This is a genomic window from Streptomyces sp. SCSIO 30461 (assembly GCF_037023745.1).
In the GTDB taxonomy this organism is placed as follows: Bacteria; Actinomycetota; Actinomycetes; order Streptomycetales; family Streptomycetaceae; genus Streptomyces.
Genome location: NZ_CP146101.1, coordinates 117,816 through 144,540 on the forward strand (window position 1 = coordinate 117,816; position 26,725 = coordinate 144,540).

A 26,725-nucleotide genomic window follows, 5' to 3' on the forward strand; every position below is an offset into this window, starting at 1 on the left:
AGGGCGATGGTAGTTCGGGACAGTATCCAATTCGGTGGCCGTGCCCAGTCGCAGCTCAGCCAGCGGAATGGCTCGGGACGAGTGATCGCGGCCGGGCCTGTTCCCTGCCACCCTTCCCACCACTCACCCCGGGTCCCATCCCGTCCGCCGTCGACCCACACACCGTGGAGCGGGCGTGGTTCATGGCGTCCAGGTGGAGCGTGCCACTGTACGAACGACCTGGACGCCATGGGCCGCGTCTGCTCGGCTCTGCCTGGGTCGATGTCAAGCCCCGGGTTTCGTGGAGTGTGAGTTAGCTGGTTTTCTGGAGTGACGCAGGGGGTTCAGCTGCGGAGTAGGCAGCCTCGTGCTCGGCCGGGGTGATGTGGCCGAGCTCGCCGTGGAGGCGGCGCTGGTTGAACCAGTCGATGTACTCGGCGACGGCGATCTCGATGTCGTTGATGCCGGTCCACGGTCCCTTGTTGCGGATCAGTTCGGCCTTGAAGAGGCTGTTGAACGCCTCGGCCAGGGCATTGTCATACGAATCGCCTCGTGAGCCGACCGAAGCCACAGCAGCCTCTTCCGCGAGGCGTTCGGTGTAGCGGATAGCACGGTATTGAACGCCGCGGTCCGAGTGATGCGTGAGACCAGTGAGGTCGGCGCCGGTGTGCCGGCGGCGCCAGATCGCCATCTCCAGCGCGTCGAGGGCGAGGTCGGTGTAAAGGGTGGTAGCGACCTGCCAGCCGACGACCATGCGGGAGAAGACGTCGATGACGAAGGCGGCGTAGACCCAGCCGGAGAAGGTTCTGATGTAGGTGATGTCGGCAACCCACAGCTGGTTCGGTGCAGTTGCGGTGAACTGCCTCTCGACCAGGTCGGCGGGCCGGTCGGTCTCGGGAGCGGGCCGGGTGGTGCGCGGGCTCTTGGCCCGGATCACTCCGCGAAGTCCTGCCGCCCGCATGAGACGTTCGACGGTGCAGCGGGCCACCTTGTGTCCCTCGCGGACCAGAGCGGCATGGACCTTGCGGGCCCCGTAGACCCCGTAGTTGTCGGTGTGGATCCGGCGTATCTCCTCGGTGAGCTCCGCATCGCGCAGGCTGCGGGCCGACGGCGGACGGCCCTGAGCGGCGTAGTAGGTGCTCGGCGCGATCGGCGCGTCCGTCTCGGCGAGGACGTCACAGATCGGCTGGACGCCGAACGTCTCCTTGTACTGGTCGATGTAGGCGACCTTCATCGCAGTGGACGGTCCAGCTCCGCGGCGAAGAAAGCCGAGGCGGACTTCAGTATCGCGTTCGCCCGTCGCAGTTCCTTCACCTCCCGCTCCAGTTCCGCGATCCGGGCGGCCTCTGTGCCCGTGGTCCCTGGCACGACGCCCTCGTCGGCCTCGGCCCGCTTGACCCACCCCCGCAGAGCCTCGGGGTGCACGTCCAGCTGGTCGGCGATGCGCTTGATCGCCCCGGCCCTGCCGACCGGGTCCTTGCGGGCCTCGACCGCCAGACGCGTCGCGCGTTCACGCAGTTCGTCGGGGTACTTACGGGGAGCAGCCATGATCGGCATCCTTCCGGGTCTTCGATGTCTCCATCAAACCCGGGGCGATTCACGACGGTGGACGGGATGGGAGCACCCCGCGCACGCCACTACGGACTCGCAGACGGGAACGGCGCCCCCCTCCATCCCGGTGCCGGCCGATCCCCCGCCGGAGGCATCGTCTTGACCGTAGGCCGCTCTATGCGGTGATCGACTCATGCCTACCGGCCTATCCACATGTGGGCGCGCGTCGGCGGCGGCAGCGCCGAGCGGGCCGAAGGCAGGAGCGCGGGCGCAGCCAGAGCCGGGAAGCGCGCCCGGCGGAGCGGAGCGCAGCCGGGGCTTGATGAGGTAGAGAAACCTGTAACCTGCGGCCACTGGCCGGCCGCTCCATTACTACGCCCCACACCAGGACGACGAGACGCTGTGGGCCGGGCAGATCCTGGCTCATCACGCGCTCGTCGGCCGGGCTGTCCATATCGTCTGCGGTACGGACGGCTCCACCAGCGCGATCCGTCGCACGCTGAACGGCGAGGAGGCCAGCGGCTGGTGGCCGACCGGTGGGCACTACCCGTAGCGGGAGGGCATCCCTTACCTGTCGCCCGCCGATTTCGCCGCAGCGAGGACCGCGAGCTGGTCGCGGCTGCCGCGCAGCTGGGGGTGCCCGCCGTCCGCGTGCACCTGCGGACGGAGGAGCGCCGGTCCACGATCACCGTGGCCGAAGCGCGGGACCTGATCCTCAAGAAGGAGTCGGAGACACCCGGGGCGGGGCACTACACGACGCACTGGCTGGACACCGACCCGAATCACAGCGCACTCGGGACGGCGCTGCGGCAGCTCGTAGTTGAGGGGTCCGCAGGGTCCGCCCGGAGAGGCTGGGGCCGACGGGGCGGGCTGTCCCGACGGGTACTCGTGGCAGGCTCCCGAAGACGATCCGGCTGCACTGGTGTGCCGGAGAGACGGCGCTCCGGAGCCGGCTCCAGAGCGCCGCGGACTGCTCACCTTGGCGCTTGATCCGCATCGCCGCCAGTACTCATGAACGCCCCTTGTCTGGCCTTCGGGCCGGGCAGGGGGCGTTTTCGTGCGTCTACTTGCCGATGGTCCCGCTGACTGCGTCCAGCGCCACCGACCACGGGTAATCAGACGGGCGGCCCTGGCCCGGCTGGTTGGGGACGAACCCGCCTTCCCCGTACAGCACGGTGACGTCCATGGCGCGGAGTTCCGCCACGCTCCGCTCGAAAGCCCGGTGCCGCACGTAGGCCGCGTTCACGCACGGCATCGCGACGATCGGGATGCCCTTTCCGATACCCTCCGCCACGACCCCGACCACGAACCGGTCGGTGAGCCCGAGGGCCCACGCGTTGATGGTGTTGAATGTGGCCGGCGCGACCAGGACTACGTCAGCCTTCGGCCAAACGTCTGGCTCACCTGGCCGCTTGTACCGGGACCGCACGGGGTGCCCAGTCAGCGCCTCCAACTCGGGCAGAGAGTCCTCCAGCCAGTCGGCCGCAGTTGGAGTCAGCCCCAAGCAGACCTCCCAGCCGCGGCGTTGCGCAGCCTCGATGACACGGGCGACGTCGAACACTGGTGGTGCGGCGCTTCCGAACAAATACAGGGTCCTCGTCATGCGGACCATCCGATCACATGCGACCGCCCCCGAACCGGGCGGCTGCGGGGGCGATCGCGAGTACCGTTCCAGATGACGAGTCAGGAACGGAGCCCATTATGCCGAGACTGGACGACGACCACACCGGCGCGCGTATCAAGGAGCAACGGCGTCTCGCCCGACTCACTCAACGGCAACTGTCCGCGCGAATCCCCTACTCGTACAGTCTGCTGAACCAAGTCGAGTGCGGAGCGCGGCCTGCCAGCGTCGACTTCGTGGCAGCATGCGCCCACGCCCTCGGGGTTGACGTGACCGTCCTGACAGGACAGCCCTACATAACTGAGCTTCAACAAGACCGCCTCGCGGAGCTGGTGCGGCCCATCCGCGAAGCCCTCGACCTCTACGACCTCGGTGCGGACCCGGATCTGACGACGAAGACTGCGGCTCAGCTTGTGGCGGCCGCCGATCAGCTGTGCGCCGATGTCCGTGCCACCCACCTCAGGAAAGCCGCTCGGGCGCTCCCCGGCGTCATCACCGAGCTCACGACCACCGCGTACCGCGCCCCGGCGCGGGATATGTGGCAGGCACTCGCATCCACGTACCGCACCGCGCATGACATCTCGGTGAAGCTCGGGTACTACGACCTCAGCGCGGTCGCACTGGACCGCATGGACTGGGCAGCCCAACGCGCCTCTGACCCTTGCCTCGCCGCCGTACGCCAGTACATGCGAGCCCTGGTCTACTTCCGCGAGGGCGAGTACACGATCGGACAGCGCCTGATCGGGTCTGGCCACGCCATGCTCCACCAGTCTGGACAGGACCGGGAGACTCTCGCGGTCGCCGGGCAACTACACCTCGGCGCATCGGTCATCGCGGCCCGGGCCACCGACAAGGCAGCCGTCGACGCTCACATCGCCGAGGCCCGGTCCTACGCCAAGCGCACGGGCGACGCCTCGGACATCCACTGGCTCTCTTTCGGCCCGACGAATGTCGCCTTGCACAAGATGTCTGCGGCCGTGGAGATGCATCACTATGACGACGCGGTGAAACAGGCTCGCCTCATCGCGCTACCGGCATCGCTGGCGACGTCTCGCCGCGCACACTTCCTCATTGACCGGGCACGCTGCGAAATGGAGATCGGCCGCACGGACGCGGCCCTCACGTCCATCGTCCACGCACGGCGTGTCGCTCCGGAGCAGACCCGGTATCACCCAGGGGCCCGGGAGACCATCAAGGGCTTGGTCCACATTTCTCGCCGCACGCCCGAGACTCTCGGCCACATGGCCGCCTGGATCGGGCTCTGACGCTCACAGGCGCGCTCACAAATCTGTGAGCGTTGCCCCCTACCCCCACGGTCACGCTGGTCATGTAGCCAACCAGTGACAAGCCGTGATGAATCCGGGGGCGACGATGGCGCACCATACCGAGGACCTGGCAAGTGCTGTGGAGAGCGCGCCACCGGACCTCGCCACCATGCGGGATGTCGCCCGCCAGGTGATGGAAGACGAGGAGACCACATCGGCGGATCTCGTCCCCGCGATGTGCGGCTTCGTGTACCTGATGGTCCCCGAGACCCAGGCGTTGATCCGCCGCGCCCCGCTCGGTGACGTGCCCGCGCAGGTGGCGCAAGTGGCCGTGGACGGCGCCTGTCGGCGGGTCAAGACACCCCCTGGGACCGGGCCGACCGCCGCACGTCGGCACGCGCGGAAGGTCGCCATGGCGGTGCTGGCGCTGTGCGACCACTACGAAAGCCTCAGCACCGCCGTAGACGCGCCATGACCGGCCCCTGCCGAGAGCAGCCGGTACCGCCTGTCAGCGAGCTGAACTGGAACCAGTACAAGGGCCGCGCCTGCTTCGCCTGCGGCAAGGCCCTCACCGTCGGCGCCGTGAACCCCGGCCGGGCTCGCGGCCGGCAGGGCGTCCACGTCCTGGACGTCGACGTGTGGGCCTGCCCCTGATGCTCCCCGCTCGCCGGACTACGGCGGACCGCGAGCGGGGCACACTGCACCACGTCCGCCGACCGTGCACGACCCCACCACACAGGAGGTCACGACCATGAGCGACAGCGGCAAGCACGCCGGGCAGCCGAGCGACAAGCCGTGGACGCCGCCGCCGACCCCGCCGTCTCCTGACGGCAGTGGTCCGGGCAAGGTCACGGAGGACTGACGTCGTGACGACTGCCCAACTGGGCGGGCACGCCGCGCTCGTGCAGCAGCTGCACGAGCGCGGTCTGCTCGACGACACATGGCGCCGGGTGTGGGACGCCGTGCCACGCGAGCCGTTCATCCCGGCCCGCGCGTGGCGGCAGGACCCTAACGGCTGCACGCCGCTCACTTCACCGGCTGACCGGCTGGCTCTCATCCACGCCGACGAGCCGGTCGTGATCCAGCTGGACGACGGCGCCGAGGACGGGCCCGGCATCGCGACATCATCGAACTCACAACCCTCGATGGTCGCCCGATCACTCGGACTGCTCCAGATCGAGGATGACGCCCGCGTGCTGGAGATCGGCACCGCAACAGGCCACGTGGCGGCGCTGCTGTCCGAGCACCTCGGTAGCGATCAGGTCTTCAGCATCGAGTTGGATCCTGTGCTCGCGGCACACGCCGAGGCGGCGCTGCACACCGCGGGGTACAGGCCGAACCTGCGTTGCGGGGACGGTGAGGCGGGATGGCCCGGGGTCGCCCCGTTCGACGCGATCCTGGCCACCTGCGCCCTACGGCATGTCCCGGCCGCATACGTCGACCAGATGCGCCCAGGCGGGCTGATCGTCGCCCCGCTCGCCCGAGAGTTCTGGTCGGGAGCCCTGGTACAGCTCACCGTGCAGGAGAGCGGTACCGCGTCGGGCCGGTTCCACGGCGGCGCCTCGTACATGCCGATGCGCTCACACCGGGCCAGCGAGGGTGCACCGGTCGACAGCGGCACCGCTCGCTGCCGTCAGACCCGTCTGAGTGCGTCCGCGATCCTGCACCTTGGGTTCGCCCTGTACGCGGGCGCCCGGCTGCCGGGCGTACGGCTGTGGCACAGCCAGGGATCCGCAGGGGTGCAGGTGTGGGCACAGCATTCGGACGGATCGGCGGCGACCGCGGTCGCTGGCGACGTGTGGGAGTACGGGCCGCGCCATCTGTGGTCCGAGATCGAAGCGGCGCACCGCGGCTACGTCGACCTCGGCTCCCCGGCCTCCGAGTCGTTCGGGCTGACGGTGGGCCGCGAAGGCGGGTACCTGTGGCTGCACGCGCCGGACAACGTGCTTGCGCCGGTGGCCGTGTAGCGGCTCTCTGACTGCCCCGGCCGGTTCCTGTATCCCCGTCGCGCCGGCCGGGGTTCAGCGCTGCACGAGGTCGGCGAGCTCGACGCCGATGGCGTCTGAGATGCGGATCAGAGTGTCGAGTAACGGTGAGCTGTGGCCTTGCTCGATGCGGCTGTAACTCGCGATGTCGATGCCGGTCCGCTCGCACAGCTCGCGCTGGCTGAGGTTGTGGTGCTCGCGCACGCGACGGATTCGTTCTCCGACTGCTTGGCGGCGGGCGATGACACTGGCTGTCAGCGGAGTTGGGCGCGGCACTTGGACTACGCTCCCGACCCCATGATCATTTGTGATTAGGGTCGACCCTAATTGTTTGATCATGAGCACGGTCGGGAGGGCGGTGAGGGGCGGGCCGCGACGTGATGTGGTGTCCGTCGCGGCCCGCTCGGCTGTATTGGTCGAATCCCGACCGTTTCACGCCGTCCCGGCTTCTTCTGAGACGGGGCGGTTTACTGTGGGCATCACGACGCCCCCTGCTGCAAAGGGTCGTGTCCCGCGACGTGGTGTAGGGGATCAAGATCTGTGCGTTCCGGTACGCGGCCCGTGGTGATCTCCATCGGCGCAGCAGCCCACCAAGCCTGCCGGTGAGGCAGGTTGGGCGCCCGGCAGGGCGGAGCCGCCGTCCCTGGCCTGCGGATTCCGGCGCCTTGATCCTCTACACCACTTGGCGGGACGCCATCCTGCAAAGACCGGCAGGGGGCGTCTTTCCCGTTGAGGGCCTCCCGGCACCTCAACGGGAACTTGCCTGGGGCTGTGGTGTCAGGCAGACGGTGTTGCCACGCCTGCCTCCCCAATTGGCACTGTACCCGTGGCGATCATCCTTCTACACCCGGTAGCTGATCCTCTACGGAACTGCGACGTTGTGTTCGAGTTAGGTTACGGACCAGTAGTGGATTCTCAAGATCAAGACATGCAGAAGGCCCGGTAGAAGATGATCTCTACCGGGCCTCTGACCTGGATTCAGGTCACTGTGGGGCTAACAGGATTTGAACCTGTGGCCTCATCCTTATCAGGGATGCGCTCTAACCAACTGAGCTATAGCCCCTCCGCGCTGCGCGCTGACTCCTGAAGGTTAGCGCACGTGGGGGGTAGTCCCAAAATCGGTTCTCTACCCCCCGGACCCCCGCCTACTCGTCCTCCGCGAGCGTCAGCTCGATCCCGCCCACGAACCCGGCGGAGATGTTGTAGATGAACGCTCCCAGCGTCGCCAGCGCTGTGGCCAGCACCACATCGATCACGGCGATCACCGAGGTGAAGATCAGCACACGGGGCAGCGAGAGGAACGACTCCAGGTCGAAGCCGCCGCTGTCGCCGGCCTCGCCGCCGACCGACGTCGCGTCGCTGAACGTCCTGCCGACCTCCGTGAAGACGCCCATGGCGTCCATGACCATCCACAGCACCGCCGAAGCGATGATCGTGCAGATGCCGATGGCGATGGAGAGCAGAAAGCTCACCTTCATCACCGACCACGGATCGGCCTTGGCGACCCGCAGACGCGCCTTGCGCGTCCTCGGCTGAGTGGTCGCCCCGGTGCGGGGGCGGCGTACCGCGTCCGCGGCGACCGGCTGCCCGGCCTCCGTACCCGGCTGCGGGCCACCCCCCTGAGTACCCTCCTCGCCCTGGGGCGACGGGTACGCCTGAGGTGGGTGGTAAGGCTGCTTCGTTCCCTGCTGCTGCACCGGCTGCTCCTGCTCCCCGCCGTCGTTCCCGTACGGGGGCTTGAGCCCCCCGGTGTCCGTCACCGTAACCCCCCGAGGGCCACCTGCGGAGCCGGGGGCACCCATGGGTCGGGCGGCTCCGGCAGAGGCACCCTGACCGGCGCCCTCGGCTCCACTCACTTGCTACTCCTCGCGCTCCGCGGCGGCCTCTGCCACCACGGCACCTTCCTCGGCCCCGGCGGCGCCATCCGCGTCGTCGCCGTCGACTTCCTCGGCCTCGCGTCCCGCCTCGGCGTTGCGCGCGATACCGACCACGGCGTCCCGCTTGCCCAGGTTGATCAGCTGGACGCCCATGGTGTCACGGCCCGTCTCCCTGACTTCGTTGACTCGCGTACGGATCACACCACCGGACAACGTGATGGCGAGGATCTCGTCGGTCTCCTCGACCACCAGCGCGCCCACGAGGGAGCCGCGGTCCTCCACGATCTTGGCGGCCTTGATACCGAGGCCACCACGCCCCTGGACGCGGTACTCGTCCACCGCGGTGCGCTTGGCGTACCCGCCGTCGGTGGCGGTGAACACGAACGTACCGGGCCGGACCACATTCATCGAGAGCAGTTCGTCGCCCTCTCGGAAGCTCATGCCCTTCACGCCGGATGTCGCCCGGCCCATGGGCCTGAGGGCGTCGTCCGTGGCGGTGAACCGGATCGACTGGGCCTTCTTGCTGATCAGCAGCAGGTCGTCCTCGGCCGACACCAACTCGGCACCGATCAGCTCGTCGTCACGGCCGTCCTCGGTCTCCCTGAGGTTGATCGCGATGACACCGCCGGAACGAGGGGAGTCGTAGTCCTTCAGCGGGGTCTTCTTCACCAGACCCGCCTTGGTGGCGAGCACCAGGTACGGCACGGCCTCGTAGTCGCGGATCGCCAGGATCTCGGCGATCTGCTCGTCCGGCTGGAAGGCCAGCAGGTTGGCGACGTGCTGTCCGCGTGCGTCCCGGCCGGCGTCCGGCAGCTCGTATGCCTTGGCCCGGTACACCCGGCCCTTGTTGGTGAAGAACAGCAGCCAGTGGTGCGTGGTGGAGACGAAGAAGTGGTCGACGATGTCGTCCTGCTTCAGCTTCGTACCGCGCACGCCCTTGCCACCCCGCTTCTGCGAGCGGTAGTCCTCGGTCTTGGTGCGCTTGATGTAGCCACCGCGCGTGATGGTGACGACGATGTCCTCTTCGGCGATCAGGTCCTCGATGGACATGTCACCGTCGAAGGGGATCAGCTTGGAGCGCCGGTCGTCGCCGAACTTCTCCACCAGGGCGGCGAGCTCCTCGCTGACGATCGCGCGCTGCTTCTCCGGCGAGGCGAGGATCCCGTTGTACTCGTTGATCTTCGCCTGGAGCTCGTCGTGCTCCTGCACGATCTTCTGCCGCTCCAGGGCGGCCAGCCTGCGGAGCTGCATCTCCAGGATCGCGTTGGCCTGGATCTCGTCGATCTCCAGCAGGCCCATCAGGCCCTCGCGCGCGACCTCGACCGTCTCACTGCGCCGGATCAGCGCGATGACCTCGTCGATCGAGTCCAGCGCCTTCAGCAGACCGCGCAGGATGTGGGCCCGCTCCTCGGCCTTTCGCAGCCGGAACTTCGTCCTGCGGACGATGACCTCGATCTGGTGCGTCACCCAGTGGCGGATGAACGCGTCCAGCGACAGCGTGCGCGGCACCCCGTCGACCAGCGCCAGCATGTTGGCGCCGAAGTTGGTCTGGAGATCGGTGTGCTTGTACAGGTTGTTGAGGACGACCTTGGCTACGGCGTCCCGCTTGAGCACGATGACCAGGCGCTGGCCGGTGCGGGACGAGGTCTCGTCGCGGACGTCGGCGATGCCGCCGACCTTGCCGTCCTTCACCAGGTCGGCGATCTTCTGCGCGAGGTTGTCCGGGTTGACCTGGTACGGAAGCTCCGTGACCACCAGGCACTGGCGGTTCTGGATCTCCTCGACCTCGACCACCGCGCGCATCGTGATGGAGCCGCGACCGGTGCGGTACGCCTCCTCGATGCCCTTGCGACCCACGACCAGGGCGCCGGTCGGGAAGTCGGGGCCCTTGATCCGCTCCACCAGCGCGTCGAGGAGCTCCTCGTGGCTGGCCTCCGGGTGCTCCAGCGCCCACTGGGCGCCGGCCGCGACCTCGCGCAGATTGTGCGGCGGGATGTTGGTGGCCATACCGACCGCGATACCGGCGCTGCCGTTGACCAGCAGGTTCGGGAAGCGGGACGGCAGGACCGTCGGCTCCTGGTTGCGGCCGTCGTAGTTGTCCTGGAAGTCGACGGTCTCCTCGTCGATGTCCCGGAGCATCTCCATCGACAGCGGCGCCATCTTGCACTCGGTGTAGCGCATGGCGGCGGCCGGGTCGTTGCCGGGGGAGCCGAAGTTGCCGTTGGAGTCGACCAGCGGCATCCGCATCGACCACGGCTGGGCGAGACGCACGAGCGCGTCGTAGATGGAGGAGTCGCCGTGCGGGTGGTACGTACCCATGACGTCGCCGACGACACGGGCGCACTTGTAGAAGCCCTTCTCGGGCCGGTAGCCGCCGTCGTACATCGCGTACAGCACACGGCGGTGGACGGGCTTGAGGCCGTCCCGTACGTCCGGCAGCGCACGAGAGACGATGACGGACATCGCGTAGTCGAGGTAGGAGCGCTGCATCTCCGTCTCGAGCCCGACGGGCTCGATCCGCAGTTGCGTGCCTTCCTCTTCGGTACCGGTGGTGGCGGGGGTCTTCTCGTCGGCCATTGCTGGTCTTCAGTCCTTTCGAGCGGTCAGCTGAGACCGACTCAGATGTCGAGGAAGCGGACGTCCTTGGCGTTGCGCTGGATGAAGGAGCGCCGAGCCTCGACGTCCTCGCCCATCAGCACCGAGAACAGGTCGTCCGCCTGCGCCGCGTCGTCCAGGGTGACCTGGCCGAGTACGCGGTGCTCGACGTCCATCGTGGTGACGCGCAGCTCCTCGGCGTTCATCTCGCCGAGACCCTTGAAGCGCTGGATCGAGTCTTCCTTGATCCGCTTGCCCTGCTGCTTGCCCAGCTCGACCAGCGCGTCCCGCTCACGGTCCGAGTACGCGTACTCGAAGTCGTCACGGCCCCACTTGATCTTGTAGAGCGGGGGACGGGACAGATACACGTGGCCCGCCTCGACCAGTGGCCGCATGAAGCGGAAAAGGAAGGTCAGCAGCAGGGTGTTGATGTGCTGCCCGTCGACATCGGCGTCCGCCATCAAGATGATCTTGTGATAGCGGAGCTTCTCGATGTCGAAGTCCTCGTGGATACCGGTGCCGAAGGCCGAGATGAGGGCCTGGACCTCGGTGTTCTGGAGGATCTTGTCGACCCGGGCCTTCTCGACGTTGAGGATCTTGCCGCGGATGGGCAGGATGGCCTGGTACATCGGGTTGCGGCCGGACTTGGCCGAGCCGCCGGCGGAGTCACCCTCGACGATGAAGATCTCGCACTTGGTGGGGTCGTTCGACTGGCAGTCGGACAGCTTGCCCGGCAGCGAGGCGCTCTCCAGCAGGCCCTTGCGGCGGGTGAGGTCGCGGGCCTTGCGGGCGGCGACCCGGGCCGTGGCTGCCTGGATGCCCTTGCGGACGATGTCCGCCGCCTCGTTGGGGTTGCGGTCGAACCAGTCGGTGAGGTGCTCGTTGACGACCTTCTGCACGAAGGTCTTGGCCTCCGTGTTGCCGAGCTTGGTCTTGGTCTGGCCCTCGAACTGGGGCTCGCCCAGCTTGACCGAGATGATCGCGGTCAGACCCTCGCGGATGTCCTCACCGGTGAGGTTGTCGTCCTTCTCGCGCAGCAGCTTCTTGTCGCGTGCGTAGCGGTTGACGAGACCCGTCAGCGCGGCGCGGAAGCCCTCCTCGTGGGTACCTCCCTCGTGGGTGTGGATCGTGTTCGCGAACGAGTACACGCCCTCGCTGTACTGCGAGTTCCACTGCATCGCGACCTCAACGGAGAGCAGCCGCTCCTTGTCCTCCGCCTCGATGTCGATGACCGAGGGGTGGATCAGCTCCCCCTTGCGGGAGTTGAGGTACTTCACGAAGTCGACGATGCCGCCCTCGTAGTGGTACGTGACCGTGCGGGCCTTCGGCTCCTCCGCCGCCTCGGCGTCGGGGTCGTCGGCGCCGACCGTCGCCTTCGCGGACTCGCGCTCGTCCGTGAGGGTCAGGGTCAGGCCCTTGTTCAGGAAGGCCATCTCCTGGAAGCGGCGCGAGAGCGTCTCGAAGGAGTACTCGGTGGTCTCGAAGATGTCCCCGTCGGCCCAGAACGTGACCGTGGTGCCCGAGTCCTCGACGGCCTCGTGCTTGGCGAGCGGCGCGGTGGGCACACCCAGCTTGTAGTCCTGGGTCCAACGGAAGCCGTCCCGCTTGATCTCGACCGAGACCCTGGTCGACAGCGCGTTCACCACGGACACGCCGACGCCGTGCAGACCACCCGAGACGGCGTATCCGCCGCCGCCGAACTTTCCGCCCGCGTGCAGCACGGTGAGCACGACCTCGACGGCGGGCTTCTTCTCCACCGGGTGGATGTCCACGGGGATACCGCGGCCGTCGTCGACCACGCGCACACCGCCGTCGGCGAGGATCGTCACGTCGATCCTGCTCGCGTGGCCCGCCAGGGCCTCGTCCACGGAGTTGTCCACGACTTCCTGGACGAGATGGTGCAGTCCGCGCTCACCGGTCGAGCCGATGTACATGCCAGGCCGCTTGCGGACCGCGTCCAAGCCCTCGAGGACGGTGATCGCGCTGGCGTCGTACGACGAGGATGCCTCGCCGTTCCCATCGGCAGCTGTGGACGGAAGGTTCTCGTTGGGGTTGCCGGAATCGGCCACGAAGCGCCCTTTCTGGCACAGCACGAGCCGTTCTCCGGACTGGTCGGGAGCGGCTGCGTCGTTCGGCATTAAATCGACTGTCCCGCCTACACGGCGGGATTGCCTACCAGTCTACCGGTATCGCCGACCCGAATGGGGGTTTGCGGGCACCTGAGTCCGCATGTGCCGCCCTGAACGGGCGCCGACCGACTCCCCATATCCGGGAAGGGGCTCCAAGAGGCTCACACGGGCATTGAGCGCTTCTGCCTGTCAACCCTCGGCTACGGTGAGGGACACCCCATGGGTCCCCCTGGTTTCAGGGGGACGGGCGGCAGGGGGAACCCCGGTCCGCGAGGCGCCTGTCCGGCGTCTGCCCTGCGCCCGGAAACAGGGACCGCGGCGCCGCATCGAAGCCGCGTGCTCTCGACGGGGCGCGGCCCACCGGGGCATGCACCCGCCTGTGCCTGTACAGCCTCGCCCCATCTGCCGGATCGGCCATGCCGAATCGGGCGATGCCGCCTCGGGCACCGACCCCGTCGGACGACGGACGACGTCACCGGGTGCGGCCTCAGCCGTATGTGTCCCCCGGGCCCACACTCCCCGGTGCCCGCAGGGCCCCGTAGCGACGCACGGGACCGCCGGGTCCCAGCACCTTGATCACGCGCACCGTCCCCTGGCCCAGGTCCTCGTTCAGGCGGGCGACCAGCCGCGGTGCCAGCAGCCGCAGCTGCGTCGCCCATGCCGTCGAGTCGCACTGCACCGTCAGCACCCGCTGGTCCGGCTCCTCGTCGTACCGCAGCGGTACGCAGTGCTTCGCCAGGTCCTCGCCGACGATCTGCGGCCAGCGCCCCATCACCCCGCCCACCGCCGCGGGTGTCTCCCAGCCCCGCTCGGTGATCAGGCGGTTGATCGCAGCACCCAGCGGCAGCGGGTCGCGGCCGTCCGCGCGGGCTCCGGAGCGCAGCCCGCCGCCCCGCCTGGCCTGCCGCTTCTCCTGGGCCGCCGCACCGCGTGCCCGAGCCTGTTCCTTGGCCGCGCGCAGCGCCACCCGGGCCAGATCCACACCCGACGGCTCAGGCACGCCGGCGGCTCCAGTCGCCCCGGCCGCCTCGTTCTCGCTCATACGCGCTCCACCGCGCCCTCCGCCACCGCGTAGCGCGCCCCGGCCAGCACCACGGGCACGTCGTCCTCCACCGCCGCCGTCACCAGGACCTGCTCACCCGGAGCGACCAGCTCCGCGAGCCGCTCACGGCGCCGGGCGTCCAACTCGGCGAAGACGTCGTCGAGCACCAGCACCGGCTCGTTGCCCTCCGCCCGCAGCAGGTCGTACGAGGCCAGCCTCAGCGCCAGCGCGTAAGACCAGGACTCGCCATGGCTCGCGTACCCCTTCGCGGGCAGCTCGCCGAGCTTGAGCAGCAGTTCATCGCGGTGCGGTCCGACGAGCGTCACCCCCCGCTCGATCTCCTGCTTGCGCACATCGGCGAGCGCGCCGATCAACTGCTCGTACAACTCCGCTCGGCCCTGCGCTCCGCTGCCGCCCGAGCCCCGGTACTCGAGCGCCGCCGGTCCGCCTCCGGGGGCGAGCTGTTCATATGCCTTGTCCGCGAGCGGCTGGAGCGTCGCGATCAGATCCAGGCGCTGCGCCAGCAGCTCCGCGCCGGCCTTGGCCAGATGCTGGTCCCACACGTCCAGGGTGGACAGATCGGCCCCGCGCCCGCCATGGCGACGCGCCATCGCGGCGGTCTTGAGCAGGGTGTTGCGCTGCTTGAGCACTCGCTCGTAGTCCGACCGCACTCCTGCCATCCGCGGCGACCGCGCGGTGATCAGCTCGTCCAGGAACCGCCGCCGCTCTCCCGGGTCTCCCTTGACCAGCGCGAGGTCCTCGGGCGCGAAAAGCACCGTCCGTACGATCCCGAGCACATCGCGCGGTCTGACCTGCGACGATCGATTGATCCTGGCTCGGTTCGCCCGCCCCGGGTTCAGCTCGAGCTCCACCAGCTGGGACCGCTCCCCCTGGGTGACCGCGGCCCGGATGATTGCACGGTCCGCCCCCATCCGGACCAGCGGAGCGTCGGAGGCGACCCGGTGGCTGCCGAGCGTGGCGAGATAGCCGACGGCTTCCACCAGATTGGTCTTGCCCTGGCCGTTTGCACCGACGAACACGGTGACGCCCGGGTCGAGCGGGACCTCGACCCGGGCATACGAGCGGAAGTCGGCCAGCGACAGATGCGTGACATGCATATGGAACGCCGACCTCCCCCGGCTTCTACTCCGTGCTCAACCACGGTCCGTGCACATGTGCACGGACCACCGCGCACAGCCTGTGGACTACTTCTTGGCCTCGACCGCGTGCCCGCCGAACTGGTTCCGCAGAGCGGAGATCATCTTCATCTGGGGAGAGTCGTCCTGGCGGGAGGCGAACCGCGCGAACAGCGAGGCGGTGATCGCGGGCAGCGGGACCGCATGGCCGATGGCCGCCTCCACAGTCCAGCGGCCCTCACCGGAGTCCTGCGCGTAACCGCGCAGCTTGTCCAGGTGCTCGTCCTCGTCCAGGGCGTTGACCGCGAGATCGAGCAGCCAGGAGCGGATGACCGTGCCCTCCTGCCAGGAGCGGAAGACCTCACGTACGTCCGTGACCGAGTCGACCTTCTCCAGCAGCTCCCAGCCCTCGGCGTAGGCCTGCATCATCGCGTACTCGATGCCGTTGTGGACCATCTTCGCAAAGTGGCCGGCTCCCACCTTGCCCGCGTGTACGGCGCCGAAGTCGCCTTCGGGCTTGAGCGCGTCGAAGATGGGCTGCACCTTGCCGACATGCTCATCGCTGCCGCCGTACATCAGCGCGTAGCCGTTCTCCAGGCCCCACACACCGCCAGAGACACCGCAGTCGACGAAACCTATGCCCTTGATGCCCAGCTCGACGGCGTGCCGCTCGTCGTCGGTCCAGCGGGAGTTGCCTCCGTCCACGACGATGTCGCCGGGCGACAGCAGCCCTGCCAGCTCATCGATGACGGCCTGGGTCGCATGACCCGCGGGCACCATCACCCACACAACCCGGGGCCCCTCCAGCTTGTCCACAAGCTCATCGAGGCTGTGGACATCGGCGAGGTCCGGATCGCGGTCGTAACCGATCACGGTGTGGCCTGCGCGGCGGATCCGCTCGCGCATGTTGCCGCCCATCTTGCCGAGGCCGACGAGACCGAGCTCCATCAGTGATTCCTTCAGGTCGTGTGCAGTTCTGTGCCCGCGTCCGAGCCTACGCCCGGACGCGGGTGCACACCTGTGGGGTCCGTCGCTCGTACGAGGGCCCCGGGAGTGGACGATCGCCGGCGACCACGCAGGTCAGCCGCTGAGCCGCACCGGCATGATCAGATACTTGTAGGCCTCGTCCGCCTCCGCGTCCACCGCGGGCTTGCCGCTGAGCAGCGCAGGCTTGGTGGAGGTGGTGAAGGAGAGCTGGGCGACCGGGGAGTCGATGGCGCTCAGACCGTCCAGCAGGAAGTTCGGGTTGAAGGCGATCGAGATGTCATCGCCGTCCAGCTTGGCGTCCACGCGCTCCACAGCCTGTGCGTCATCGCTGGAACCGGCCTCCAGGATCAGCACGCCCTGCTCGAAGGACAGCCGCACCGGGGTGTTCCGCTCGGCGACCAGCGCGACACGCTTGACGGCCTCGACGAACGGGGCGGTCTCGATCACCGCGACCGAGTTGAACTCCGTCGGGAACAGCGTCCGGTACTTCGGCAGGTCGCCTTCGAGCAGCCGCGTGGTGGTACGACGGCCGGCGCCCTCGAAACCGATCAGGCCCTCACCGGCACCGGAGCCGGACAGCGCCAGAGTGACGGTGTCGCCGCTGGTCAGCGCCTTGGCCGTATCCAGCAGCGTCTTGGCGGGCACGAGCGCGACGGCGGATGCGTCGGGGGACTCGGGCTTCCACAGGAACTCGCGGACCGCGAAGCGGTAGCGGTCGGTGGAGGCCAGAGTGACCGTGTCGCCCTCGATCTCGATGCGCACACCGGTGAGCACCGGGAGGGTGTCGTCCCGTCCGGCGGCGATGGCGACCTGGGCGGCGGCGGAGGCGAAGACCTCGCCGGGGACCGTGCCGGTCGCGGTCGGCATCTGCGGCAGTGCCGGGTACTCCTCCACGGGCAGCGTGTGCAGGGTGAAGCGGGACGAGCCGCAGACCACGGTGGCTCGTACACCGTCTGTGGAGATCTCCACGGGGCGGTTCGGAAGGGCGCGGCAGATGTCGGCCAGCAGGCGGCCGGATACGAGGACGGTGCCGTCCTCCTCGACCTCCGCCTCGACGGAGACCCGCGCGGAGACCTCGTAGTCGAAGCTGGAGAAGCTCAGCGCGCCGTCCTCGGCCTTCAGAAGAAGGCCCGCGAGAACGGGCGCCGGCGGACGTGCCGGGAGGCTCCGGGCCACCCACGCCACCGCCTCCGCGAGTACATCGCGCTCCACCCGGATCTTCACCGGAACCGCCTCCTGCTGTTGCTCGCTCGCTCTGCTGGCCTTCGTGGTCGGCATGACTGCCGGCGGGGAGCCGGGGTGATGCCGGAGACCAGTCTGACGCACGGCACCCACACTCGGTGCGGCTCGGGGTCAAGTCAGGACAAGCGTTGGCCAGAGTTCCGGCGCCGAGTTGTGCACAGCACCCACTTCGAAGCGGATTCCTGGCTAACTCTAAGTGGGAGTAGTAGTAGGGCCTGTGGAAACCGTGGATAACCCCGTCCAGGCAGGTCAGAGGCGCTTTTTTGTCCACCGCCCCTGTGGGTGGAGTCGGTGGACAACCGGGGTCGTCTGTGGACGCGCGAAAGTTCTGCACACGCCGTACACAGGCCAAGGGGAGTTCTCCCCAGCGCTGTCCCCAGCTTTACCCGGGTTCCCCACAGGCCAACCCGGGAGCCTTGTGTGACGCCTTTCACTCGGTCCGGTGAACTCGGGTGTTTCGTTGCCGAACAGTGGACAGCCATGTGCACAAGCTGTGGGCAACCTGCCCCAGCCTGTGGGCAGGGTGGGGACAACCAGGATCACGGCCTGTGGACACCCGATTCATCCACAGTCTGTGGAAGCCGGTTGGCCACAATTCCACAACCAGCTGACCTGGTGTGATGAAGTGTTCGCGAGAGCCGCTGTGGACACGATCTGGACAACTCAGGAGTCCCCAGGCTGTGGACGGTGGATCTTGCTGACTTCTGTGGAGAACCGGCCCCCGACGATGGGTATTCGAACAGCGCTGACCTGTCTCGGTGACACCGAAGGACGCTCCGCCCGCGTGATGCCGGAGGCCTCCCGTCACCGAGACGCCAGAGACAGCCCCGCCCTCCAGGGCCACCCCTTCGCCTTTCGACTCGACGCCCTCTCGACGCCCCCGGGACGACCTCAGGACGACCTCAGGACGCCGAAGGGCGCCCCGGAACGGATTCCGGGGCGCCCTCGACCGTCGGCTGCGAGGCCCCTTGAGCGGGGTGCGCCGGTGCTGATGGTGGTGCGGCTGCTGTCAGCCGTTCTTGATGCGGTTGGTGAGCTCGGTGACCTGGTTGTAGATCGAGCGGCGCTCCGCCATCAGCGCCCGGATCTTCCGGTCCGCGTGCATCACCGTGGTGTGGTCCCGCCCGCCGAACTGCGCTCCGATCTTGGGCAGCGACAGGTCGGTGAGCTCGCGGCACAGGTACATCGCGATCTGGCGTGCCGTGACCAGCACCCGGCTGCGCGACGAGCCGCACAGGTCCTCGACCGTCAACCCGAAGTAGTCGGCGGTCGCCGCCATGATCGCGCTCGCGGTGATCTCCGGTGCGGTGTCCTCACCGCCGGGGATCAGGTCCTTGAGGACGATCTCGGTGAGCCCGAGATCGACCGGCTGCCGGTTGAGACTCGCGAAGGCCGTCACCCGGATCAGCGCGCCCTCCAGCTCGCGGATGTTGCGGGAGATCCGGGACGCGATGAACTCCAGTACCTCGGGCGGCGCGTTGAGCTGCTCCTGGACGGCCTTCTTGCGGAGGATCGCGATCCTCGTCTCCAGCTCCGGAGGCTGTACATCGGTCGTCAGACCCCACTCGAAGCGGTTGCGCAGCCGGTCCTCAAGGGTCATCAGCTGCTTGGGAGGCCGGTCGGACGACAGCACGATCTGCTTGTTCGCGTTATGGAGCGTGTTGAAGGTGTGGAAGAACTCCTCCTGCGTCGACTCCTTGCTCGCGAGGAACTGGATGTCGTCGACCAACAGGATGTCCACGTCGCGGTAGCGCTTGCGGAAGGTGTCGCCTTTGCCGTCGCGGATCGAGTTGATGAACTCGTTGGTGAACTCCTCGGAGCTCACGTACCGCACGCGGGTGCCCGGATACAGGCTGCGCGCGTAGTGCCCGATGGCGTGCAGCAGATGTGTCTTGCCGAGTCCGGACTCCCCGTAGATGAAGAGGGGGTTGTACGCCTTCGCCGGTGCTTCGGCCACCGCGACGGCGGCTGCGTGGGCGAACCGGTTGGACGCGCCGATGACGAAGGTGTCGAAGAGGTACTTGGGATTCAGCCTGGCGTGCGGTTCGCCGGGGCCGGGGGCCGGGGCCGGCTGGGCGCCCAGCGGCCCGGGTGCGCCGGGCACGGCGGTGCCTGGCGGCGTCGCCCCTCCGGGTCCGCCTGGGCCCGCGTGCCTCGGTTCGGGCCGCTCGTGGCGCTCGCCGCGCGGCTGGTCGTAGGGGCGGTGGCCGGCCACCGGAGAGCGGTAGTCGTGCTGCGGCTGCTGGACGTGGGGCGCGGGATAGGGCTCACGCCACTGCTCCGCGGCCGACTCGCGGTCCTGGAAGGCGCCGAGTCGAGGCTGCTGCCAGGACAGGTCCTCCTGACCGCGCGGCCAGGCACCGATCTCAGGGCGCTGCTGGTATTCGGGGTAGGCGGGGCGGACGGACGGCAGACCGTCGTCGGGTCCCGGTCGGTGCCCGTAGTCCTCGTAGCGGTGCTGCGCGACCGGAGCAGCCGGGGCCGGTGGCGACGGGGGGCCGGGTTCGGCCGCGGAGTCGTCCACGGTGATCGCGATACGGATCGGCCGCCCGCACTCACGGCTGAGGGTGTCGCTGATCAGCGGCGCCAGCCGTCCCTCCAGCACTCGCTTGCCCCATTCATTGGGCACGGCGAGGAGCGCGGTGTCGGCCACCAGCGCGAGTGGCTGGCAGCGCTCGACCCACTGCTTGTCTTTCGGTTCGATGGCCTGTTGGCCCTCACCGAGGAGTTGGTCCAGCACTCGTGGCCACACTGCGGCAAGATCGGCAGGTACGTCAGCCACAAGGCACGCTCTCTCACAGGTCCCACGAATGCGCGGTTCTCGGGACGGGTCGGTCAGGCCCGGTGGGCGGGAAGGACGGGTAGGACAGGAAGGGCAGGCAGGACAGGCGGGGACAGAAGGAAACGAATTCGAGTCCAGCCACGGTAGTCAGGGCGCCCCGTTGCGTTCAAGTCGTTGTCCACAGCCTGTGTACAGCCAGTCTGCCAGTCCCTGAGGGGTCCGACCCGCGATGAACCTGGTTTGACCGAATGGCGTAGTCGCGCGTACCGTAACCAGGTCGAGTTGTCGATGGCTGCTGCCGCCTGCCTCCGATGGGCAAAGGTCACGATCAGTAGATCATGGTCGGTGATTGTGAAGCGGTGCACTCGGGCGTATTGCGAGCTACTCGTGGGCGCACGGTGACAGCCAGGCGATGCCCCGCAACCATCCGATTCATTACTGGAGCCCCCGAGTGAGCAAGCGCACCTTCCAGCCGAACAACCGTCGTCGCGCGAAGACCCACGGCTTCCGGCTGCGTATGCGCACCCGTGCCGGCCGCGCGATTCTCGCGTCCCGCCGCAGCAAGGGTCGCGCCCGCCTGTCCGCCTGATCGCGTACAGGTCATGACGTGCTGCCTACCGAGAATCGGCTGAGGCGGCGCGAGGACTTCGCGACCGCGGTACGACGAGGACGTCGGGCAGGCCGCCCGCTTCTTGTCGTCCATCTACGCAGCGGTGCAACGGACCCGCACGCGCCTGGGGAGAGCGCTCCCCCGACGCGTGCGGGTTTCGTCGTGAGCAAGGCAGTGGGTGGAGCGGTCACTCGCACCCAGGTGAAGCGGAGACTGCGCCATCTGATACGCGAACGGCTGTCCGAGCTGCCCCCCGGTAGCCTGGTGGTCGTACGGGCGCTGCCCGGAGCGGGCGACGCCGATCATGCACAGCTTGCCCGAGACCTGGACGCCGCCTTTCAGCGGTTGCTGGGAGGGGGTGCGCGATGAAGTACCCGCTGCTGGCTCTGATCAAGCTTTACCAGTGGACGATCAGCCCGTTGCTCGGGCCTGTCTGCCGGTACTACCCGTCGTGTTCGCACTACGGATACACAGCTATAGACCGGCATGGCGCGGTGAAGGGCACAGCCCTCACCGCCTGGCGCATCCTGCGGTGCAATCCGTGGTCGCCCGGCGGCGTGGACCATGTCCCTCCAAGAAAACGACCTCGTTGGCACCAGCTGCTGCGTGAGTACCTGCGCGGTGGCAAGGGCGGGCAACCCCCTGAGACCAGCCCGGCCGCAGAGACCTCGCCCAATGCTCAAGGAGCCTGATTAGTGGACACGATTGCCAGTCTCTTCAGCTTTATCACCACACCCGTCTCCTGGATCATCGTCCAGTTCCACTCGTTGTACGGGGCGGTCTTCGGCCCTGACACGGGCTGGGCATGGGGACTGTCCATCGTGTCCCTGGTGGTGCTGATCCGTATCTGCCTGATCCCGCTTTTTGTGAAGCAGATCAAGTCGATGCGGAACATGCAGGCGCTCCAGCCGAAGATGAAGGCCATCCAGGAGCGCTACAAGAACGACCGACAGCGTCAGTCCGAAGAGATGATGAAGCTGTACAAGGAGACGGGTACCAACCCGCTCTCCTCGTGCCTGCCCATCCTGGCGCAGTCCCCGTTCTTCTTCGCGCTGTACCACGTGCTGAGCAAGATCGCCTCGAACGACACCGTTGGTGTGATCAATGAGCCGCTTCTGGCGAGTGCTCAGAAGGCCCATATCTTCGGTGCCCCGCTCGCGGCGAAGTTCACGGACTCCGAGGAGAAGGTCCAGGCGCTGCACGCCTCGCTCACGGATGTCCGCATCGTCACCGCGATCATGATCATCCTGATGTCGGCGTCGCAGTTCTACACGCAGCGCCAGCTGATGCAGAAGAACGTCGACCTCTCGGTGAAGACCCCGTACATGCAGCAGCAGAAGATGCTGATGTACATCTTCCCGGTGATCTTCGCCGTCATGGGCATCAACTTCCCGGTCGGTGTCCTGGTCTACTGGCTGACCACCAACGTGTGGACCATGGGCCAGCAGATGTACGTGATCAACCAGAACCCGACACCCGGTTCCAAGGCTCAGGACAGCTACCTTCAGCGTCTGCTGAAGGGCGTCATCGCGCATGGAGAGGTGCGGGGCCGCCGTAAGCGCAACATCGTCCAGGCCATCGTGGCCAAGGGGCCGGACCGTAATGAAAACGAGCGCCGGTTCATCACGGGCCTGGCCAAGGCCGGTTTCGTGGCCCAGGCCGATGGCACCGTGATCAAGGGTGACGCCGTCGGCGCCGAGGCTGAGAGTGGTTCCGGCGCCCGGCGTCAGCAGCCCAAGCGGCAGAGCAAGTCACAGCGTCAGTCCGGTGGTGCCGCAGCCGCGCAGACCACGACGGCGAAGCTCTCGCTGGAGAAGCAGGATGAACCGCAGGACACCGCGGCGAAGCCGGCGGGCAAGGCCGCTTCTGCTTCTTCCGCTCGCCAAGCCAAGTCCGGACAGCGCAAGGGCCAGCAGCGGCCCAAGCACCCGTCGTCCAAGAAGTAAGAAGGAGTCCATCCGTGACGGAAGGCACCACCTCCGCCGCCGAGGGTGGCGACACCCTGACCCGCCTGGAGCAGGAGGGGGAGATCGCCGCTGACTACCTTGAGGGCCTGCTCGATATCGCCGATCTCGACGGCGACATCGACATGGACGTCGAGGCGGACCGGGCAGCGGTCTCGATCATCAGTGATTCGGGAAGCCGGGATCTGCAGAAGCTCGTGGGCCGGGACGGCGAGGTGCTGGAGGCGCTCCAGGAGCTGACCCGCCTCGCCGTACACCGGGAGACCGGGGACCGCAGCAGGCTGATGCTGGACATCGCCGGCTTCCGCGCCAAGAAGCGTTCCGAGCTTGCCGAACTCGGTGCCCAGGCGGCGGACGAGGTGAAGAACACCGGTGAGCCGGTGAAGCTCAAGCCGATGACTCCGTTCGAGCGCAAGGTCGTGCACGACGCCGTTGCCGCAGCCGGTCTGCGCAGTGAGTCCGAGGGCGAGGAACCTCAGCGCTTCGTCGTCGTACTCCCTGCCTGACCCAGTGTTCCGTCGGCCCCGTCTGTTCGCAGGCGGGGCCGAATTTTGTCAGCCTGTAACTCAGCACCACTGCGCGGTTGCGCGGCACGGAAGGACGGTTCCGGTGACGGAGGCAGCAGAGCTTCCCCAGGCACCCGAAGAGGCTAGGACGGTATTCGGTGAGTTCTTCTCCGAGGCCGTCCGCTATGCCGAACTGCTCGCGGATGCGGGGGTCAAGCGCGGTCTGATCGGCCCACGCGAGGTGCCACGGCTGTGGGAGCGGCACCTGCTGAACTGCGCCGTGCTGTCCGAAGTGGTCCCTGAAGGGGTCACCGTCTGCGATGTCGGTTCCGGTGCCGGACTGCCCGGTATCCCGCTGGCCCTCGTCCGTCCTGATCTCAAGATCACACTCCTGGAGCCGCTGCTGCGGCGCACCAACTTCCTCCAGGAGGTGGTCGAGCTTCTGGGGCTCGACCATGTGACGGTGGTGCGCGGCCGTGCCGAGGAGGTGCTCGGCACACTGCCGCCGGTGCATGTGGTCACAGCGCGGGCGGTGGCTCCGCTGGACCGGCTCGCGGGGTGGGGCGTTCCTCTGCTCCGTCCTTATGGGGAAATGCTCGCCCTCAAGGGGGACACCGCGGAGGAGGAGATCAATGGTGCTCGGGCGGCTCTGACCAAGCTCGGTGTCGTCGATACCTCGGTTCTTCATGTCGGGGAGGGGGTGGTGGATCCGCTGTCCACGGTGGTGAGGGTCGAGGTCGGCGAAAGTCCCGGCGGTGTTCGGTTCGCCGCCAAGCGGGCCAAGGCGGCCCGAGTGGGACGTACGCGCCGTCGTCGCTGACCTGTGCCTTCAGTCGATCCCGCCGCCTGCTTCCGCGGGATCCCCTTACGTACGCATTTCGGAGTGTCGTAACGGTGTGACCCAGGGGCGCGGGCATCGTGTTTCACGTGAAACGTCGCTCACTACTCCAGGGAATCATCAGCCGCGGTCGTGCCGTCACGCCGCGCGACCGCAAGCCCATCCCGAGGGTCACGGGCTTGTCCACAGAGGTGGAATTCTCCACAGATCCACCGAGCGCGCTGGTTCGCGACCCCGAAACCATGGCAGGCTCTGCTCATTGCGAGCCTGAAGTCGAGGAGAGTGAATCCTTGCGGTCCGACGCCAACATCGCGGGACCGATGACCGATCCGGTCCCGAGTCCCCGTACCGAGTCGGCGGGGGAGGATGTTTCACGTGAAACACCGCCGCCGATGGACGACACCCCCATTGGTCGTGCCGCCCAGCTGGCGGTGGAGGCTCTGGGTCGTGCCGGTGAGGGGCTCCCCCGACCCCAGCAGACACGCGTCATGGTGGTCGCCAACCAGAAGGGTGGCGTCGGCAAGACGACCACCACGGTGAATCTTGCCGCGTCGCTTGCTCTGCATGGCGCCCGCGTTCTGGTGATCGATCTTGACCCACAGGGAAATGCCTCGACGGCCCTGGGGATCGACCACCATGCCGAGGTCCCCTCGATCTATGACGTGCTGGTGGAGAGCAAGCCTCTCTCGGATGTGGTCCAGCCCGTCCCGGATGTCGAAGGCCTCTTCTGTGCTCCTGCCACCATCGATCTTGCCGGAGCAGAGATCGAGCTGGTGTCGCTGGTGGCCCGGGAGAGCCGACTGCAGCGTGCGATCCAGGCGTATGAGCAGCCCCTGGACTACATCCTCATCGACTGCCCTCCGTCGCTGGGACTGCTGACCGTCAATGCCCTTGTGGCGGGTGCGGAAGTGCTGATCCCCATCCAGTGCGAGTACTACGCGCTGGAAGGACTCGGTCAGCTGCTGCGTAATGTCGACCTGGTGCGCGGTCACCTGAACCCGGGTCTGCATGTGTCGACGATTCTGCTCACGATGTACGACGGCCGGACGCGGCTCGCCTCGCAGGTGGCGGAAGAGGTGCGCAGCCACTTCGGCGAGGAGGTGCTCCGGACGAGCATCCCGCGGTCGGTGCGCATCTCTGAGGCTCCGAGTTACGGGCAGACCGTCCTCACCTATGACCCGGGATCCAGTGGGTCGCTGTCGTATCTCGAAGCCGCGCGGGAGATCGCCCTGCGAGGGGTCGGCATTCAGTACGACGGCCGGTCCGCGCATGTGATCGGTCAGAACAACCAGCAGCACAGTGTGTCGGAGGAGATCCAGTGAGCGAGCGACGTAGAGGGCTTGGGCGGGGGCTCAACGCGCTGATCCCAGCCGCTCAGGCACCCTCGGTGGGGCTGCTGCCCCCAGAGCAGCGCACTGCCGAGCCGGAGCCCGAGGCGCTCCCCGAGACGGTCTCGCCCGCGGTGGCGCACTTCGCCGAACTGCCTCTGGACGCGATCACGCCCAACCCCCAGCAGCCCCGCGAGGTCTTTGACGAGGACGCACTGGCTGAACTGGTCACGTCCGTCAAAGAAGTCGGTCTTCTTCAGCCCGTAGTGGTACGGCAGCTGGGTCGGGACCGCTATGAGCTCATCATGGGTGAGCGTCGCTGGCGGGCCTGCCGCGAAGCGGGCTGGGAGCGCATTCCCGCGATCGTCAGAGCCACGGACGACGAGAAGCTCCTGCTGGACGCCCTGTTGGAGAACCTCCATCGATCCCAGCTGAACCCGCTGGAGGAGGCACATGCCTACGAACAGTTGATCAAGGACTTCAACTGCACGCATGACCAGCTGGCCGACCGGATCGGGCGGTCGCGTCCGCAGGTGTCCAACACTCTCCGTCTGCTCCGGCTTTCCCCGCCGGTCCAGCGTCGTGTGGCTGCCGGGGTCCTCTCCGCCGGGCATGCCCGGGCACTGCTCTCTGTGGAGGACTCCGAGGAGCAGGACCGGTTGGCGCATCGCATCGTGGCCGAGGGGCTGTCGGTGCGTGCCATCGAGGAGATCGTGACCCTGATGGGCTCGCGCCCGTCGAGCTCGCCGAAGGCCAAGAGCCCCCGGGCCGGCAGCCGGGTCTCGCCGGCGCTGGGTGAGCTGGCCTCGCGTTTGTCGGATCGCTTCGAGACCCGGGTCAAAGTGGACCTGGGGCAGAAGAAGGGGAAGATCGTCGTCGAGTTCGCCTCGATGGAGGATCTTGACCGGATTCTGGGCACCCTGGCCCCCGGTGAGGGGCGCGTCATGGAGAAGAGTCTCGAGAGCCTTGAGGATGAGGACATGGAAGACCGCGAGGCATAGTCTCCAGCCGGTCATCAGGGCGGATCGTGTCAGGCAGTCGGCGGAACACGGTCCGCCCTTTGCCGTCTCACGGTAGGCGCGTCCTCGCTGGGTGGATACGATGCGTTCTGGTATGGCGCATCCACCTTTTACCCAACTCAGAGGAAGGCGAGCGATGCGATCGCTGAGCCGTAGCCAGCTACTGACAGCCGGCCTGAGCATTGGCGCGGTTGGCGGGTTCATCGGCAGCCTGCTCCGGGAACGGAGCGTGTTGTCCGCTGCCCTTGGCACGGCAGTCGAAGGAAGTG

The 26,725-nt window shown here is 67.6% G+C and carries 23 protein-coding genes, 1 tRNA gene and 1 pseudogene; 13 read left to right on the forward strand and 12 right to left on the reverse strand.

What is annotated here, in order from left to right:
* Positions 1-292 precede the first annotated feature (292 nt).
* Positions 293-1,527, reverse strand: a protein-coding gene (locus tag V1460_RS00555; protein ID WP_338671464.1) for an IS3 family transposase whose coding sequence is annotated in 2 segments (ribosomal slippage) — positions 293-1,248 and positions 1,248-1,527 — 1,236 coding nt in all. Because the reading frame shifts where the segments join, the coding sequence is not laid out codon by codon here.
* 391 nt (positions 1,528-1,918) lie between these two features.
* On the opposite strand from V1460_RS00555, the pseudogene V1460_RS36200 reads away from it, so the two are divergent.
* Positions 1,919-2,083: pseudogene (locus V1460_RS36200) on the forward strand (hypothetical protein); the annotation flags it as partial.
* A gap of 510 nt (positions 2,084-2,593) precedes the next feature.
* Here the strand turns inward: V1460_RS36200 and V1460_RS00560 are convergent.
* Positions 2,594-3,142 (reverse strand): flavoprotein, encoded by a 549-nt coding sequence (locus V1460_RS00560; RefSeq protein ID WP_407077375.1) that lies wholly within the window; start codon positions 3,140-3,142, stop codon positions 2,594-2,596.
* A gap of 89 nt (positions 3,143-3,231) precedes the next feature.
* Between V1460_RS00560 and V1460_RS00565 the strand changes: the two genes are divergently transcribed.
* From V1460_RS00565 to V1460_RS00580, 4 genes are all read left to right on the forward strand, one after another.
* On the forward strand, positions 3,232-4,416 hold the full coding sequence (locus V1460_RS00565; RefSeq protein ID WP_338671466.1) for a helix-turn-helix transcriptional regulator: 1,185 nt from the start codon (positions 3,232-3,234) through the stop codon (positions 4,414-4,416).
* Between the two features lie 106 nt (positions 4,417-4,522).
* Positions 4,523-4,891, forward strand: coding sequence for a DUF6415 family natural product biosynthesis protein (locus V1460_RS00570; RefSeq protein ID WP_338671467.1), 369 nt, complete (start codon positions 4,523-4,525; stop codon positions 4,889-4,891).
* Positions 4,888-5,070 (forward strand): hypothetical protein, encoded by a 183-nt coding sequence (locus V1460_RS00575; protein ID WP_338671468.1) that lies wholly within the window; start codon positions 4,888-4,890, stop codon positions 5,068-5,070. The genes V1460_RS00570 and V1460_RS00575 overlap by 4 nt, the downstream gene beginning before the upstream one ends.
* A gap of 212 nt (positions 5,071-5,282) precedes the next feature.
* Positions 5,283-6,383, forward strand: a complete 1,101-nt coding sequence (locus V1460_RS00580; RefSeq protein WP_338671469.1) for a methyltransferase domain-containing protein — start codon at positions 5,283-5,285, stop codon at positions 6,381-6,383.
* Positions 6,384-6,437: 54 nt separating this feature from the next.
* Here V1460_RS00580 and V1460_RS00585 read toward each other — a convergent pair whose 3' ends face one another.
* The 10 genes from V1460_RS00585 to dnaA all read right to left on the reverse strand — a co-directional run bounded on the left by V1460_RS00585 (position 6,438) and on the right by dnaA (position 20,191).
* Positions 6,438-6,740: a helix-turn-helix transcriptional regulator gene (locus tag V1460_RS00585; RefSeq protein WP_338677837.1), complete on the reverse strand. Its 303-nt coding sequence runs from the start codon at positions 6,738-6,740 to the stop codon at positions 6,438-6,440.
* Positions 6,741-7,390: 650 nt separating this feature from the next.
* Positions 7,391-7,464: transfer RNA gene (locus V1460_RS00590), tRNA-Ile, on the reverse strand.
* An 82-nt stretch (positions 7,465-7,546) separates the two neighbouring features.
* Complete coding sequence (locus V1460_RS00595; protein ID WP_407077376.1) at positions 7,547-8,161, reverse strand: DUF3566 domain-containing protein; 615 nt, start codon at positions 8,159-8,161, stop codon at positions 7,547-7,549.
* Positions 8,162-8,260: 99 nt separating this feature from the next.
* Positions 8,261-10,855 carry a DNA gyrase subunit A gene (gyrA, locus tag V1460_RS00600; protein ID WP_338671471.1) on the reverse strand — a complete coding sequence of 865 codons (2,595 nt, stop codon included), beginning with the start codon at positions 10,853-10,855 and terminating at the stop codon, positions 8,261-8,263.
* 41 nt (positions 10,856-10,896) lie between these two features.
* Entirely contained in the window at positions 10,897-12,966 is a 2,070-nt protein-coding gene (gene gyrB, locus V1460_RS00605; protein ID WP_338677838.1) for a DNA topoisomerase (ATP-hydrolyzing) subunit B, read from the reverse strand.
* A gap of 523 nt (positions 12,967-13,489) precedes the next feature.
* Positions 13,490-14,044, reverse strand: a complete 555-nt coding sequence (locus V1460_RS00610) for a DciA family protein (RefSeq protein ID WP_338671472.1) — start codon at positions 14,042-14,044, stop codon at positions 13,490-13,492.
* Positions 14,041-15,162, reverse strand: a complete 1,122-nt coding sequence (gene recF / locus V1460_RS00615; protein ID WP_338671475.1) for a DNA replication/repair protein RecF — start codon at positions 15,160-15,162, stop codon at positions 14,041-14,043. Before recF ends, V1460_RS00610 begins: the two co-directional genes overlap by 4 nt.
* A gap of 87 nt (positions 15,163-15,249) precedes the next feature.
* Positions 15,250-16,128, reverse strand: coding sequence for a phosphogluconate dehydrogenase (NAD(+)-dependent, decarboxylating) (gene gnd, locus V1460_RS00620; RefSeq protein ID WP_338671476.1), 879 nt, complete (start codon positions 16,126-16,128; stop codon positions 15,250-15,252).
* Positions 16,129-16,260: 132 nt separating this feature from the next.
* Positions 16,261-17,391: a DNA polymerase III subunit beta gene (gene dnaN / locus V1460_RS00625; protein WP_338677839.1), complete on the reverse strand. Its 1,131-nt coding sequence runs from the start codon at positions 17,389-17,391 to the stop codon at positions 16,261-16,263.
* Positions 17,392-18,418: 1,027 nt separating this feature from the next.
* Positions 18,419-20,191, reverse strand: coding sequence for a chromosomal replication initiator protein DnaA (dnaA, locus tag V1460_RS00630; protein ID WP_338671477.1), 1,773 nt, complete (start codon positions 20,189-20,191; stop codon positions 18,419-18,421).
* 451 nt (positions 20,192-20,642) lie between these two features.
* Between dnaA and rpmH the strand changes: the two genes are divergently transcribed.
* The 8 genes from rpmH (at position 20,643) to V1460_RS00670 (ending at position 26,438) form a co-directional block, all read left to right on the forward strand.
* Positions 20,643-20,780: a 50S ribosomal protein L34 gene (gene rpmH / locus V1460_RS00635; RefSeq protein ID WP_003956500.1), complete on the forward strand. Its 138-nt coding sequence runs from the start codon at positions 20,643-20,645 to the stop codon at positions 20,778-20,780.
* 18 nt (positions 20,781-20,798) lie between these two features.
* Positions 20,799-21,170, forward strand: a complete 372-nt coding sequence (gene rnpA, locus V1460_RS00640; protein WP_338671478.1) for a ribonuclease P protein component — start codon at positions 20,799-20,801, stop codon at positions 21,168-21,170.
* On the forward strand, positions 21,167-21,493 hold the full coding sequence (gene yidD, locus V1460_RS00645) for a membrane protein insertion efficiency factor YidD (protein ID WP_338671479.1): 327 nt from the start codon (positions 21,167-21,169) through the stop codon (positions 21,491-21,493). The genes rnpA and yidD overlap by 4 nt, the downstream gene beginning before the upstream one ends.
* Positions 21,494-21,496: 3 nt before the next feature.
* A complete protein-coding gene (gene yidC / locus V1460_RS00650; RefSeq protein WP_338671480.1) occupies positions 21,497-22,747 on the forward strand; it encodes a membrane protein insertase YidC in 1,251 nt (416 codons plus the stop codon).
* A gap of 14 nt (positions 22,748-22,761) precedes the next feature.
* Entirely contained in the window at positions 22,762-23,271 is a 510-nt protein-coding gene (locus V1460_RS00655; protein WP_338671482.1) for a R3H domain-containing nucleic acid-binding protein, read from the forward strand.
* A 103-nt stretch (positions 23,272-23,374) separates the two neighbouring features.
* Positions 23,375-24,091, forward strand: coding sequence for a 16S rRNA (guanine(527)-N(7))-methyltransferase RsmG (gene rsmG, locus V1460_RS00660; protein WP_338671483.1), 717 nt, complete (start codon positions 23,375-23,377; stop codon positions 24,089-24,091).
* 260 nt (positions 24,092-24,351) lie between these two features.
* Positions 24,352-25,431 carry a ParA family protein gene (locus V1460_RS00665; protein WP_338671484.1) on the forward strand — a complete coding sequence of 360 codons (1,080 nt, stop codon included), beginning with the start codon at positions 24,352-24,354 and terminating at the stop codon, positions 25,429-25,431.
* A complete protein-coding gene (locus tag V1460_RS00670; RefSeq protein ID WP_338671485.1) occupies positions 25,428-26,438 on the forward strand; it encodes a ParB/RepB/Spo0J family partition protein in 1,011 nt (336 codons plus the stop codon). Before V1460_RS00665 ends, V1460_RS00670 begins: the two co-directional genes overlap by 4 nt.
* Positions 26,439-26,725: the final 287 nt, after the last annotated feature.